Here is a 12,673-nt window from a genome sequence, read left to right as displayed (position 1 = left end):
TCATCGCCAGGGGCTTTTCGTTGACTGGGTGCCGCTAAGCGCAATGTACCCTGCGGGTATTACAAACCGGCAGCGGCGCGCAAGGCGTCGGCGCGGTCGGTTTTTTCCCAAGTGAACGTGGTGAAGGTGTCGTCGCCCACGGTCTTGGTTTGCGGCGTGCGGCCGAAGTGGCCGTAGGCTGCGGTTTCCTGGTACATCGGGTGCAGCAGGTCGAGCATGGTGGTGATCGCGTACGGGCGCAGGTCGAAGTGCTCGCGAACAAGCTGGACGATCTTGTCGTCGCTGATCTTGCCGGTGCCGAAGGTGTTCAGCGAGATCGACGTAGGCTGTGCAACGCCAATCGCGTAGGAAACCTGAATCTCGCAGCGCTCGGCCAGGCCGGCAGCGACGATGTTCTTGGCGACATAACGGCCAGCGTAGGCTGCCGAGCGGTCGACCTTGGATGGATCTTTACCGGAGAACGCGCCGCCGCCGTGACGGGCCATGCCGCCGTAGCTGTCGACGATGATCTTGCGACCGGTCAGACCGCAGTCGCCCACGGGGCCGCCGATGATGAACTGGCCAGTCGGGTTGATGTGGAACTGGGTGTCTTTGTGCAGCAATTCGGCCGGCAGCACGTGCTTGACGATCAGCTCCATCACGCCTTCGCGCAGGTCTTTGTACGACACTTCCGGGTTGTGCTGGGTCGACAGAACCACGGCGTCGATGCCCACCACGATGCCGTTTTCATAGCGGCACGTGACTTGGGATTTCGCGTCCGGGCGCAACCATGGCAACAGGCCGGATTTACGGGCTTCGGCCTGGCGGTGTACCAGCTGGTGCGAGAACGCGATCGGCGCAGGCATCAGCTCGGCGGTTTCGTTGCTGGCGTAGCCGAACATCAGGCCTTGGTCGCCAGCGCCCTGATCTTCAGGTTTTGCCCGGTCGACGCCCTGATTGATGTCAGGGGACTGCTTGCCGATGATATTCATCACGCTGCAGGTGGCGCCGTCGAAACCGACGTCGGAACTGGTGTAGCCGATCTCGCAAATCACATCACGAACGATCTGCTCCAGGTCAACCCACGCGCTGGTGGTGACTTCGCCGGCAACAATGGCTACACCGGTCTTGACTAGGGTTTCCACGGCGACGCGCGCCTGCTTGTCCTGGGCAATGATGGCGTCCAGCACCGCATCGGAGATCTGGTCGGCGATTTTGTCCGGATGTCCTTCAGACACGGACTCGGAGGTGAAAAGGGAGTATTCGCTCATCTCGACGGTTTTCCTGATTATTACCGATGGTGAGTGTCGCCAGCCGGTCGCTGAAAATGGCGGACCTGGATCTGGAAACCATTACGTAAGCCTATGTACAGGCTTTCCCCGGGGACCAGCCCCGCAGCGATGGCCCAACGGGCCAGATCTTCCTGTTCGAAGCCTAACCAGAGATCGCCACAGGCCTCCTTGGCCCAGCTCTGGTCATGACTGCACAACTCTGTCACCAGCAGGCTACCGCCCGGTTGCAACAGATTGGCCAATTGTTTGAGCGCTTCGGCGGGCGCGGCGAAATGGTGCAGCACCATATTCAACACCACGCAGTTGCCGGAGATATTAGCGTTGGTCAGTGCATCGGCCAGTTTCAGCTCAACGTTACCCAACGCCCTTTGCGTGCAGATCTTGCGCGCCAGATCGAGCATTTCCGGGCTGTTGTCCAGCCCTGTAACGTGCCGAAAACGCCGCGCCAGATCCGGCAGAAAACCGCCATCCCCGGGCCCGACTTCTATCGCCGTGGCATCGGCGGGAAAGCTCAACTTGTCCAGCAATGACAGCAGGCTGTCGCGGTACTGCGGCAGTCCTGCGATCAGGTCCTGTTGGGCCCGAAATTTCTCCGCAGTGCGTGCGAAGAAGTCCTGACTGGCATTCGCCCGCTGGCGATGCACCAGCCCGATCCGGGTTTGTACATCGTCGGGCAGGCGCAGATTGTCGGCTTCTTCAAGCATCGCCGCGTGCAGCTTGCCGCCGGTGTGTTCGGTGTGGGGCAGGGCGCGTCGATAGAAAATCGCGTTGCCTTCACGCCGCGTCGCCACCAGGTCAGCCTGGGCCAGTACCTTGAGGTGATGGCTCATGCCGGACTGACCGATTGCGAAAATCTGCGCCAGCTCCAGCACGCCAAAGGAATCATTCGACAGCGCACGCAGGACATTCAGCCGCAGCGGATCGCCGCCGGCTTTGCACAGGGCAGCCAGCTCGTCGCATTCATCATGGCTAATGGCAGGCACGCGAAGATTCATAAGGCAGGCAGTCTAGTTATCGACCAAGCTGGTCGCAAGGCCAATATCAAAAAGTTTTGATATTGGTCGATCAGTGGCGACCTCCCGGCGCCGTGATTCTGCCGTTTGCCGTCAGGCGTTGGGTGTGGCGTACGAAAACACGTCAGCGGCAGAGGAAAACACCGATGGCGTGTGATCTGTCATTGCCCCCGGAGGGTGCCTGAGGGAAAATGGCCGCCTTTTTCCGGTCCCACTTTTATCTGCCCCAGGAGATCAGCGATGCCAAGCCGTCGTGAGCGAGCCAATGCCATTCGTGCCCTCAGCATGGATGCCGTGCAAAAGGCCAATAGCGGCCACCCGGGTGCCCCGATGGGCATGGCGGATATCGCTGAAGTGCTTTGGCGCGATTATCTGAAGCACAACCCAGCCAATCCGATGTTTGCTGACCGCGACCGGTTCATCCTGTCCAACGGTCACGGCTCGATGCTGATCTACTCACTGCTGCACCTGACCGGTTACGACCTGTCCATTGAAGACCTGAAAAACTTCCGCCAGCTGCACAGCCGCACCCCGGGTCACCCGGAATATGGCTACACCCCAGGCGTTGAAACCACCACCGGCCCACTGGGTCAGGGTTTCGCCAACGCCGTCGGTTTCGCCGTCGCCGAGAAAACCCTCGCTGCCCAGTTCAACCGTCCAGGCCACAACATCGTTGACCACCACACCTACGTGTTCATGGGTGATGGCTGCATGATGGAAGGCATCTCCCACGAAGTCGCTTCGCTGGCCGGCACGCTGCGCCTGAACAAGCTGGTCGCGTTCTACGACGACAACGGGATTTCCATCGACGGCGAAGTCGAGGGCTGGTTCACCGACGACACCCCGAAGCGCTTCGAATCCTACGGCTGGCTCGTCATCCGCAACGTCGACGGCCATGACGCCGACGAGATCAAAACCGCCATCGATACCGCTCACAAGAGCAACAAGCCGACGCTGATCTGCTGCAAGACCACCATCGGTTTCGGTTCGCCGAACAAGCAGGGTAAGGAAGACTGCCACGGCGCTCCGCTGGGCACTGAAGAAATCGCCCTGACCCGCGCTGCGCTGAAGTGGACCCACGGCCCATTCGAAATCCCGGACGACATCTACAGCGAGTGGAATGGCAAGGAAAAAGGCCTGGCCGTTGAAGCCGAGTGGGACCAGCGTTTCGCTGCCTACTCCGCTGCCTTCCCGACCGAAGCCAACGAGCTGATCCGCCGCATGAGCGGTGAGTTGCCTGCTGATTTCGCCGAGAAATCCGCCGCGTACGTGGCAGAAGTCAACGCGAAGGGCGAAACCATCGCCAGCCGCAAGGCCAGTCAGAATGCCTTGAGCGCCTTCGGTCCGCTGCTGCCTGAATTCCTCGGCGGCTCCGCTGACCTGGCAGGGTCCAACCTGACCATCTGGAAAGGCTGCCGCAGCATCACCGGCGAAGACGCCACCGGCAACTACCTGCACTACGGTGTGCGTGAGTTCGGCATGGGCGCAATCATGAACGGCATCGCCCTGCACGGCGGTTTCGTGCCATACGGCGCGACGTTCCTGATCTTCATGGAATACGCCCGCAACGCCGTGCGCATGTCCTCGTTGATGAAGAAACGCATCATCTACGTATTCACCCACGACTCCATCGGTCTGGGCGAAGACGGCCCGACGCACCAGCCGATCGAGCAACTGACCAGCCTGCGCACCACGCCGAACCTGGACTGCTGGCGCCCGGCTGATGCCGTTGAGTCCGCCATCGCCTGGAAACACGCCATCGAACGTGATGACGGCCCATCGGCGCTGATCTTCTCTCGTCAAAACCTGCAGCATCAGGCACGTGATGCCGAGCAACTGGAAAACATCAACCGCGGTGGCTACGTGCTGCGCGACTGCAGCGGCGAGCCGGATCTGATCCTGATCGCCACCGGTTCCGAAGTCGGCCTTGCTGTTCAGGCTTACGACAAGCTGAGCGCGGACGGCAAAAACGTGCGTGTGGTTTCCATGCCGTGCACAAGCGTTTTCGAAACTCAAAGCGCCGAGTACAAGCAGTCGGTTCTGCCGCTGGAAGTCAGCGCGCGCATCGCCATCGAAGCGGCTCACGCCGACTACTGGTACAAATACGTGGGCCTGGAAGGTCGCGTGATCGGTATGACCACCTTCGGCGAGTCGGCCCCTGCCAACCTGTTGTTCGAAGAGTTCGGCTTCACGCTGGAGAACGTTCTCTCCACAGCTGAAGAGCTGCTGGAAGACTAAGCACCATTGCGTTGCCCTTGTCGGCGCGTGCCTTGTCCTGCGATCTGCTGCCTGTATCTGGCAACAGATCGCGAGGCGCGCCTGCAGGTTCTCTGTACCACTCAAGATTTTGAGAACCCCATGCCTCAGCCACGCCCTTATAAAGTCGCCCTCAATGGTTACGGTCGTATCGGCCGCTGCGTGCTGCGCGCGCTGTGCGAACGAGGTGCGAAGGCTGGCTTCGAAGTGGTGGCAATCAACGACCTGGCCGACATGGCCAGTCTCGAATACCTCACGCGCTTTGACTCCACACATGGTCGGTTCCCCGGCGAAGTGCGGGTCGAAGGCGATTTTCTGCACATTAACGATCACGTCATCAAAGTGTTTCGCAGCGCGACACCGGAAGGCATCGACTGGGGCTCGCTCGATGTGGATCTGGTACTTGAATGCTCCGGCGTCTACAACACGCGTGCCGACGGAGAGCGCTTTCTTTCCGCCCGTGCGCCGCGGGTGTTGTTCTCCCAGCCCATGGCCAGCGAAGCCGATGTCGACGCCACCATCGTCTACGGCATCAATCAGGAAACCCTGACGGGCGAGGAGCGGCTGGTGTCTGCCGCGTCGTGCACCACCAACTGCAGCGTGCCGTTGCTCGACCTGCTGAACCGCGAGCTGGGTCTCGAATACGTGACCATCACCACCATTCACTCGGCAATGAACGATCAGCCAGTGATCGACGCCTATCATCATGAAGACCTGCGCCGTACGCGCTCGGCCTTTCAGTCGATTATCCCGGTGTCCACTGGTCTGGCGCGCGGCATCGAGCGGCTGCTTCCGGAACTTGCCGGCCGAATTCAGGCCAAAGCAGTTCGTGTGCCGACGGTGAACGTCTCGTGCCTGGACATCACGCTGCAGGTCGCCCATGACACCGATGCCGTCGAGGTCAACCGTATCCTGCGCGAGGCCGCTACCCGCGGCCCGCTGAAGGGGCTGCTGGCATACACCGAATTACCGCATGCCAGTTGCGATTTCAACCACGACCCGCACTCGGCCATCATCGATGCCAGCCAGACGCGGGTTTCGGGCCCTCGGCTGGTGAACCTCCTGGCCTGGTTCGACAACGAGTGGGGCTTTGCCAATCGTATGCTGGATGTCGCCGATCACTACCTGCACACCATTCATAAACAATAGTAAAAACAGGGAATGCCCCATGACCGTGTTGAAGATGACCGACCTCGATCTGCAAGGTAAGCGTGTACTGATCCGCGAAGACCTCAACGTCCCGGTCAAAGATGGCGTGGTGACCAGCGATGCACGCATTCTCGCGTCGTTGCCCACCATCAAACTGGCGCTGGAGAAAGGCGCAGCGGTCATGGTCTGCTCACACCTTGGTCGTCCAACCGAAGGTGAGTTTTCCGCCGAGAACAGCCTGAAGCCGGTCGCGGACTACCTGAGCAAGGCGCTCGGTCGTGAAGTGCCGCTGGTCGCGGAATACCTGGACGGTGTCGACGTCAAGGCGGGCGATATCGTGCTGTTCGAGAACGTGCGCTTCAACAAGGGCGAAAAGAAGAACGCTGACGAGCTGGCGCAGAAGTACGCCGCTCTGTGTGATGTGTTCGTGATGGACGCTTTCGGCACCGCCCACCGTGCAGAAGGCTCGACTCACGGCGTTGCCAAATTCGCCAAAGTCGCTGCAGCTGGTCCTTTGCTGGCAGCTGAACTGGACGCACTGGGCAAGGCCTTGGGCAACCCGGCCCAGCCAATGGCGGCCATCGTTGCAGGCTCCAAAGTCTCGACCAAACTGGACGTGCTCAACAGCCTCAGCGAAAAGTGCAATCAGCTGATTGTCGGCGGTGGCATCGCCAACACTTTCCTTGCTGCGGCCGGCCATCCGGTGGGCAAGTCCTTGTACGAGCCGGATCTGCTCGATACCGCTAAAGCCATCGCCGCCAAGGTCAGCGTGCCGTTGCCGGTCGACGTGGTGGTTGCCAAGCAGTTCGCCGCCGATGCCGAAGCCACCGTCAAGCTAATCGCCGATGTGGCCGATGACGACATGATCCTCGACATCGGTCCTCAAACAGCTGCTCACTTCGCCGAATTGCTGAAATCTTCCAAGACTATTCTCTGGAACGGCCCGGTTGGCGTATTTGAGTTCGATCAGTTCGGCGAAGGCACCAAGACGCTGGCTCACGCCATCGCCGAGAGCTCTGCTTTCTCCATCGCCGGTGGCGGCGACACGTTGGCCGCCATCGACAAATACGGTGTAGGCGACAAAATCTCCTATATCTCTACAGGCGGCGGTGCGTTCCTCGAGTTTGTCGAGGGCAAGGTTCTGCCTGCCGTGGAAGTTCTGGAACAACGCGCCAAGGCCTGACCGGCCAAGGTGAAGGGGAGTGAAATGGTCAAGCCATTACCGCTGTTGATCATGGCGGGTTTGCTGGTCGGCTGCGCAAGCAAGCCTGAAGCGGAGACGGCATCGACCGCGGCGCCGGGTTTGCTTCAGGTCAGTTGCTACCAGGCGGGCTGGCAGGCGGAAACCGTACCGATCGTTTACAAGCGTGGCGGGCCTGAAGTCTGGGAAAAATACGAATTCATGCCTGCCGTGGGACCAGTCCCCTGTCATTGATTCTTGGTTGACGGTGTGCCGGAATACAGGAACAGCATTGCCCCTGCCGTGATCGACATCTGTCACGCGATGCAGGGGATTCGGGAGTAGTAATGAAAGGCTTGTTAGCCCTTGCGACACTGATGCTGCTGAGCGGTTGCGCCAGCATGAAGGCTTCGGAACCGGCAGCCCCCTGGACCCATTGGGTCTGCGACAGCAAAGCCGAGATTTTCTGGAAGTATGCCGATGCCGCGAAGAAGGAGGTGGATGTACGCCTCAATCAGAGCGAGCAGGTATTCCGTCTGCAAGCGTCGCCCGGAGCTTCCGGGTCGCTTTACAGTAACGGCGTGCTGGCGTTCGACAACAAAGGCAGCGAAGGCCTGGTCTACTGGGACGCTACCAACGATTTGATCGGTCGTGGCTGCAAGGCGCCGTAAAGGGCCGAGCAGTTCGAGCGAGGCTGCACCGGGGCGATGACTGAACAATCGACCCCTATAATTTGAATAGCCGCCAATACGGCACGCACGATTAACGACCCCACCGGGAGAGAAACAGACAATGGCACTTATCAGCATGCGCCAGATGTTGGACCACGCAGCCGAATTCGGTTACGGCGTCCCTGCATTCAACGTAAATAACCTGGAACAAATGCGCGCCATTATGGAAGCGGCCGACAAGACTGACTCTCCGGTGATCGTTCAGGCTTCGGCCGGTGCGCGCAAATACGCAGGCGCCCCGTTCCTGCGCCACCTGATCCTGGCGGCAATCGAAGAATTCCCGCACATCCCGGTGGTCATGCACCAGGACCACGGCACCAGCCCGGCCATCTGCCAACGTTCCATCCAGCTGGGCTTCAGCTCGGTCATGATGGACGGTTCGCTGCGCGAAGACGGCAAAAGCCCGGCTGACTATGAGTACAACGTTCGCGTGACGCAGGAAACTGTCGCCATGGCTCACGCCTGCGGCGTTTCGGTTGAGGGTGAGCTGGGTGTTCTGGGCTCGCTGGAAACCGGCATGGCCGGTGAAGAAGACGGCGTTGGCGCAGAGGGCATGCTGGATCACAGCCAGATGCTGACTGATCCGGAAGAAGCGGCCGATTTCGTCAAGAAAACCCAGGTGGATGCCTTGGCCATCGCCATCGGCACCAGCCACGGCGCGTACAAGTTCACCAAGCCGCCTACCGGCGACATCCTGGCGATCGAGCGGATCAAAGAGATCCACAAGCGCATCCCGAACACTCACCTGGTAATGCACGGCTCTTCTTCGGTTCCGCAGGAATGGCTGAAAATCATCAACGAGTTCGGCGGCGACATCAAAGAAACCTACGGCGTGCCGGTCGAAGAAATCGTTGAAGGCATCAAGCACGGCGTGCGCAAGGTCAACATCGACACCGACCTGCGTCTGGCGTCCACCGGTGCCATCCGCGAGTTCATGGCGAAGAACCCGAGCGAGTTCGACCCGCGTAAATACCTGGCCAAAACCGTATCGGCCATGCGCGACGTGTGCATCGCCCGGTACGAAGCATTCGGCACCGCTGGCAACGCCTCCAAGATCAAGCCGATCTCTCTGGAGAAGATGTTCGAGCGTTATGCCAAAGGCGAGTTGAACGCCAAAGTGAATTGATCGTTTTCTGATCGATTGCTGAAATGAAGAAGCCCGCAGCGATGCGGGCTTTTTTGTGGCTGTGATCTGCGTTTCTACACGGTATGTCGCCGGCCGGGCAGGGCGATGATCCGCCCGACATACTTTGGCGCCGACTGATCAAGTTGAGCTTCCGAGAGCAGGCGCAACGCCTGCATCGACACTTCACTAAACGGCGCCGATTTCGGCCCATCCGCGAGATCCACATGCAGCAGCATCTGCTCGCTCGCTGCCAGCTCGACATCCCCGTCTGCCTTGTACAGACCGTGGTAAAGCTGCACCCGCTTGCCATCGTGTCCGACGATTTGCGTACGCACTTCCACGGCTTCACCGAGTTTCACCTCGTGCAGGAAGTTGATGTGCGCTTCGAGCGTAAACAGCGAGTGGCCACTGGCATCCCGATCGTCATTGGCAAGGCCGATGCGGTCCATGAAGGCGTCTGTGGCGAAGCTGAAAATCAGCAAATAGAAGGCGTCGCGGAGGTGACCGTTGTAGTCGACCCACTCGGCGAGGACAGGGGTTTTGTAGGTAATGAGCGCGGGCATGGGATCAGTCCAAAGTTATTCGTGGTCAACCGGCGACGTGGCTCTCGCGTATCAATCCTCAAACGCCATTCCATGTTTGGCCTTGGTGGTTTTCACCGCTTCAATCACCGCCAGCAGGCAGTCATCGCGATACCGCTCCAGCGCTGCAATGCTTTGGCTACCGAGCTGATCCGAGGTGCCATCAACCACGTCATCGATCAACTTGTCGGTCAGCTCGGGCGCCGGAAGGTAGGTCCACGGCAACTGCAGCGCCGGGCCGAATTGCGCCATGAAGTGACGCATGCCTGCATCGCCGCCGGCCAGGGTGTAAGTCAAAAATGTGCCCATGAATGACCAGCGCAGGCCGGCACCGAAACGGATCGCGTCGTCGATTTCGCCGGTGGTCGCCACGCCATCGTTGACCAGGTGCAGCGCCTCACGCCACAGCGCTTCCAGCAAGCGATCCGCAATAAAGCCAGGGACCTCTTTGCGCACATGCAGCGGGCGCATGCCCAGTGATGCATAGACTTGAATCGCTGCCTGCACCGCTTCGGGCGCGGTGTTCTTGCCGCCGACCACTTCTACCAGCGGCAGCAGATAAACCGGGTTGAACGGATGGCCCACCACGCAGCGTTCCGGGTGCGTGGCACTTTCGTAAAACTCCGACGGCAGCAGGCCGGAGGTGCTGGAACCAATGATCGCGTCAGGCTTGGCCGCCGCGCTGATCTTGCTGTGCAGATCCAGCTTGAGGTCAAGGCGCTCCGGGGCGCTTTCCTGGATGAAGTCGGCCTCGCGAACGCACTCTTCGATGGTGTCGACGAAGCGCAGACGTTCCTGGGAGGCGCCCGCCGTCAGGCCCTTTTGCTCAAGCGCCGGCCAGGCGTTGGCGACGCGTTTGCGCAGCGCTGCTTCTGCCCCCGGCGCCGGGTCCCAGGCCACGACATCCAGGCCATGAGCCAGCGCGCGCGCCACCCAACCGCTGCCGATGACACCGCTGCCCAAGGCTGCGAATGTTTTAATGGTGGTGATAAAGGTCATATCGGAAACTCGAAAAAGTGTCGGGGACCTTGTGGGAGTGAGCTTGCTCGCGATAGCTGGTTATCTGTGCCAGATGTGTGAATGACACACCGTTATCGCGAGCACGCTCACTCCTACATGGGAGGATTTGCGTGGGGATCAAAACCGCTTCTTCAGCCCCATCTTCACGCGGCCCTCGGCCGGGGTTAGAACCCGGGCGCCCAGGCGGCTGAGGATCTCGCTGGCGCGTTCGACCAGCGCGCCGTTGCTGGCGAGCACGCCTTTGTCGAGCCAGATGTTGTCCTCCAGACCGACCCGCACGTTGCCGCCGAGCAATACCGCCTGCGCGGCCATCGGCATTTGCATGCGGCCGATGCCGAAGGCAGCCCACACCGCGTCGGCGGGCAAGTTGTCGACCATGGCTTTCATCGTGGTGGTGTCCGCCGGCGCCCCCCACGGAATGCCCATGCACAGCTGGAACAGCGGGTTGTCGAGCAAGCCTTCTTTCATCATCTGCTTGGCAAACCAAAGATGGCCGGTGTCGAAAATCTCCAGCTCGGCTTTCACCCCCAGCTCTTGAATTCGCTTGGCCCCGGCCCGCAGTTGCGCGGGCGTGGACACGTAAATCGTGTTGCCATCGCCGAAGTTGAGGGTGCCGCAATCCAGTGTGCAGATTTCCGGCAGCAGCGCTTCGACATGCGCGAGCCGGTTCAGCGGACCGACCAGATCGGTGCCGGGACCGAAATCGGTTGGACGTTCGCCCGGGCCGATTTCCAGATCGCCGCCCATCCCGGCGGTCAGGTTGACGATGATGTCGATGTCGGCTTCACGGATGCGGTCCATGGTTTCGCGGTACAGCTCGACGTCACGGCTGAACTTGCCGGTCTCGGGGTCGCGAACATGGCAGTGCACGACGGTCGCCCCGGCCTTCGCGGCCTCGACTGCGGCAGCGGCAATCTGCTTGGGCGTGATCGGGACCAGGTGGCTTTTCCCGGTCGTGTCGCCAGCACCGGTTAGTGCGCAGGTGATGATGACGTCATGATTCATGGGGGAGGTTCCTTGCAGGCCAGACAATGACGCGGACGTTTGCGGCCCGCTTTTGAGGTGCAAAACTACGCAGCGGCGAGCTTTTCAAAACGCACAGCGGCGACACGGTCTTGCACAGCAGCGACCTGTGCTGTTGCTGCCCATCGGCAAGAGGTGTATTTGATGATCGGGCCCAAGAGGCATGATCATTTCTGAACTCACGTCTCCACCCCAATCGCCCATCTGCTCCGATCCCTAGGAACGCGCCAACGATGTCCCAGGATTTCTACTTTCTGCTCATGCCCGGCTTTTCGATGATGGGCTTCGTGTCGGCGCTGGAGCCGCTGCGCGTCGCCAATCGTTTTGGAGGCGAGCTGTTTCGCTGGCACATCCTGAGCGTCGACGGTGGTCCTGTGATTGCCAGCAACGGCATGTCGGTAAACGCCGACGCCGCGCTTGAGCCGCTGAAAAAGGATGCGACACTGTGGGTGATGGGCAGCGTTGATCCATTGAAGTTTTACACCGGGACACTGGAACACTGGCTGCGCCGGCTGGACCTGGAAGGCGTGGTTCTCGGGGCGATCGACACCGGCAGTTTCGTCCTCGCCCAAGCCGGTCTGTTGGAGGGGTATCGCCTGACCCTGCACTGGGAAGCGCTGGACGCCTTCAAGGAAACCTATCCCCGGCTGCAAGCGACGCAGGAGCTATTCGAGATCGACCGGCGCCGCATCACCTCCGCCGGAGGCACGGCCTCCATCGACATGATGCTTGACCTGATTGGGCAGGCCCATGGCGCGGATATGGCGATCAAGGTGTCCGAGCAGTTCGTCCTCGGGCGCATACGCCAGCGCAAAGACCACCAGCGCATGCAGATCGCCACCCGTTACGGCATCAATAACAAGAAACTGGTACAGGTCATCGGGGTCATGGAGCAGCACACCGAGCCGCCGCTGAGCACGCTGGAACTGGCGGAAGGAATTCAGGTGACGCGGCGTCAGCTGGAGCGGTTGTTTCGTCTGCACTTGAATGACACGCCGAGCAACTTCTACCTCGGCCTGCGGCTGGAAAAAGCCAGGCAACTGCTGCGTCAGAGCGATATGAGCGTGTTGGAAGTCAGCATCGCCTGCGGGTTTGAATCGCCGTCGTATTTCACCCGTAGTTACAGAGCAAAATTTGTGCTGTGCCCGAGGGAGGATCGAGGGCGCACACGCGAGGTGAAGGCTGTTTGATGCTCAATTATGGTGAATTATAGTCGCGACTATAATTCGGTATAAATGACCCGGCGGGCGGCTTTCGTCTTCTTCTTCAGGCTCCGGCTCGTTCAGTAGGACCGGCTTTAGCCGGGAATAGGCCCGGTTGAGC

At 60.3% G+C, this 12,673-nt stretch carries 12 protein-coding genes; 7 read left to right on the top strand and 5 right to left on the bottom strand.

What is annotated here, in order from left to right:
- Nucleotides 1–59: 59 nt before the first annotated feature.
- Together metK and FX982_RS06020 are read right to left on the bottom strand one after the other, a co-directional pair.
- Nucleotides 60–1,250: a methionine adenosyltransferase gene (gene metK, locus FX982_RS06025; protein WP_172609984.1), complete on the bottom strand. Its 1,191-nt coding sequence runs from the start codon at nucleotides 1,248–1,250 to the stop codon at nucleotides 60–62.
- A 20-nt stretch (nucleotides 1,251–1,270) separates the two neighbouring features.
- Nucleotides 1,271–2,266: an ArsR/SmtB family transcription factor gene (locus FX982_RS06020; RefSeq protein WP_172609983.1), complete on the bottom strand. Its 996-nt coding sequence runs from the start codon at nucleotides 2,264–2,266 to the stop codon at nucleotides 1,271–1,273.
- A gap of 258 nt (nucleotides 2,267–2,524) precedes the next feature.
- Between FX982_RS06020 and tkt the strand changes: the two genes are divergently transcribed.
- From tkt to fba, 6 genes are all read left to right on the top strand, one after another.
- Nucleotides 2,525–4,522: a transketolase gene (gene tkt / locus FX982_RS06015; RefSeq protein ID WP_172609982.1), complete on the top strand. Its 1,998-nt coding sequence runs from the start codon at nucleotides 2,525–2,527 to the stop codon at nucleotides 4,520–4,522.
- Between the two features lie 120 nt (nucleotides 4,523–4,642).
- Nucleotides 4,643–5,689 carry an erythrose-4-phosphate dehydrogenase gene (epd, locus tag FX982_RS06010; protein ID WP_172609981.1) on the top strand — a complete coding sequence of 349 codons (1,047 nt, stop codon included), beginning with the start codon at nucleotides 4,643–4,645 and terminating at the stop codon, nucleotides 5,687–5,689.
- Between the two features lie 19 nt (nucleotides 5,690–5,708).
- A complete protein-coding gene (locus FX982_RS06005; protein ID WP_172609980.1) occupies nucleotides 5,709–6,872 on the top strand; it encodes a phosphoglycerate kinase in 1,164 nt (387 codons plus the stop codon).
- Nucleotides 6,873–6,896: 24 nt separating this feature from the next.
- Nucleotides 6,897–7,124 carry a hypothetical protein gene (locus tag FX982_RS06000; RefSeq protein WP_122536455.1) on the top strand — a complete coding sequence of 76 codons (228 nt, stop codon included), beginning with the start codon at nucleotides 6,897–6,899 and terminating at the stop codon, nucleotides 7,122–7,124.
- 92 nt (nucleotides 7,125–7,216) lie between these two features.
- Nucleotides 7,217–7,540, top strand: coding sequence for an MliC family protein (locus tag FX982_RS05995; RefSeq protein WP_122536456.1), 324 nt, complete (start codon nucleotides 7,217–7,219; stop codon nucleotides 7,538–7,540).
- Nucleotides 7,541–7,661: 121 nt separating this feature from the next.
- Nucleotides 7,662–8,726 carry a class II fructose-bisphosphate aldolase gene (fba, locus tag FX982_RS05990; protein ID WP_037018967.1) on the top strand — a complete coding sequence of 355 codons (1,065 nt, stop codon included), beginning with the start codon at nucleotides 7,662–7,664 and terminating at the stop codon, nucleotides 8,724–8,726.
- Nucleotides 8,727–8,800: 74 nt separating this feature from the next.
- Here fba and FX982_RS05985 read toward each other — a convergent pair whose 3' ends face one another.
- The 3 genes from FX982_RS05985 to FX982_RS05975 all read right to left on the bottom strand — a co-directional run bounded on the left by FX982_RS05985 (nucleotide 8,801) and on the right by FX982_RS05975 (nucleotide 11,332).
- Nucleotides 8,801–9,289 (bottom strand): thioesterase family protein, encoded by a 489-nt coding sequence (locus FX982_RS05985; RefSeq protein ID WP_172609979.1) that lies wholly within the window; start codon nucleotides 9,287–9,289, stop codon nucleotides 8,801–8,803.
- A 51-nt stretch (nucleotides 9,290–9,340) separates the two neighbouring features.
- The gene (locus tag FX982_RS05980) at nucleotides 9,341–10,306 is read right to left on the bottom strand and encodes an L-carnitine dehydrogenase (protein ID WP_172609978.1); all 966 of its coding nucleotides are present in this window, start codon (nucleotides 10,304–10,306) and stop codon (nucleotides 9,341–9,343) included.
- 138 nt (nucleotides 10,307–10,444) lie between these two features.
- The gene (locus FX982_RS05975; protein ID WP_172609977.1) at nucleotides 10,445–11,332 is read right to left on the bottom strand and encodes a 3-keto-5-aminohexanoate cleavage protein; all 888 of its coding nucleotides are present in this window, start codon (nucleotides 11,330–11,332) and stop codon (nucleotides 10,445–10,447) included.
- Nucleotides 11,333–11,583: 251 nt separating this feature from the next.
- Here FX982_RS05975 and FX982_RS05970 point away from each other — a divergent pair, with 251 nt between their 5' ends.
- On the top strand, nucleotides 11,584–12,540 hold the full coding sequence (locus tag FX982_RS05970; RefSeq protein ID WP_172609976.1) for a GlxA family transcriptional regulator: 957 nt from the start codon (nucleotides 11,584–11,586) through the stop codon (nucleotides 12,538–12,540).
- The last annotated feature ends 133 nt before the right edge of the window (nucleotides 12,541–12,673 follow it).

The sequence above is a fragment of the Pseudomonas graminis genome (assembly GCF_013201545.1).
GTDB lineage: Bacteria > Pseudomonadota > Gammaproteobacteria > Pseudomonadales > Pseudomonadaceae > Aquipseudomonas.
Note: the sequence above shows the minus strand (reverse complement) of the source record. Positions and strands in the feature narration are given on the sequence as shown.

Coding starts and splice junctions, on each gene's coding strand:
- metK (WP_172609984.1), bottom strand. CDS start 1,250: ATGAGCGAATACTCCCTTTTCACCTCCGAGTCCGTGTCTGAAGGACAT.
- FX982_RS06005 (WP_172609980.1), top strand. CDS start 5,709: ATGACCGTGTTGAAGATGACCGACCTCGATCTGCAAGGTAAGCGTGTA.
- FX982_RS05975 (WP_172609977.1), bottom strand. CDS start 11,332: ATGAATCATGACGTCATCATCACCTGCGCACTAACCGGTGCTGGCGAC.
- FX982_RS05995 (WP_122536456.1), top strand. CDS start 7,217: ATGAAAGGCTTGTTAGCCCTTGCGACACTGATGCTGCTGAGCGGTTGC.
- epd (WP_172609981.1), top strand. CDS start 4,643: ATGCCTCAGCCACGCCCTTATAAAGTCGCCCTCAATGGTTACGGTCGT.
- FX982_RS05980 (WP_172609978.1), bottom strand. CDS start 10,306: ATGACCTTTATCACCACCATTAAAACATTCGCAGCCTTGGGCAGCGGT.
- FX982_RS05970 (WP_172609976.1), top strand. CDS start 11,584: ATGTCCCAGGATTTCTACTTTCTGCTCATGCCCGGCTTTTCGATGATG.
- FX982_RS06000 (WP_122536455.1), top strand. CDS start 6,897: ATGGTCAAGCCATTACCGCTGTTGATCATGGCGGGTTTGCTGGTCGGC.
- FX982_RS06020 (WP_172609983.1), bottom strand. CDS start 2,266: ATGAATCTTCGCGTGCCTGCCATTAGCCATGATGAATGCGACGAGCTG.
- fba (WP_037018967.1), top strand. CDS start 7,662: ATGGCACTTATCAGCATGCGCCAGATGTTGGACCACGCAGCCGAATTC.
- FX982_RS05985 (WP_172609979.1), bottom strand. CDS start 9,289: ATGCCCGCGCTCATTACCTACAAAACCCCTGTCCTCGCCGAGTGGGTC.
- tkt (WP_172609982.1), top strand. CDS start 2,525: ATGCCAAGCCGTCGTGAGCGAGCCAATGCCATTCGTGCCCTCAGCATG.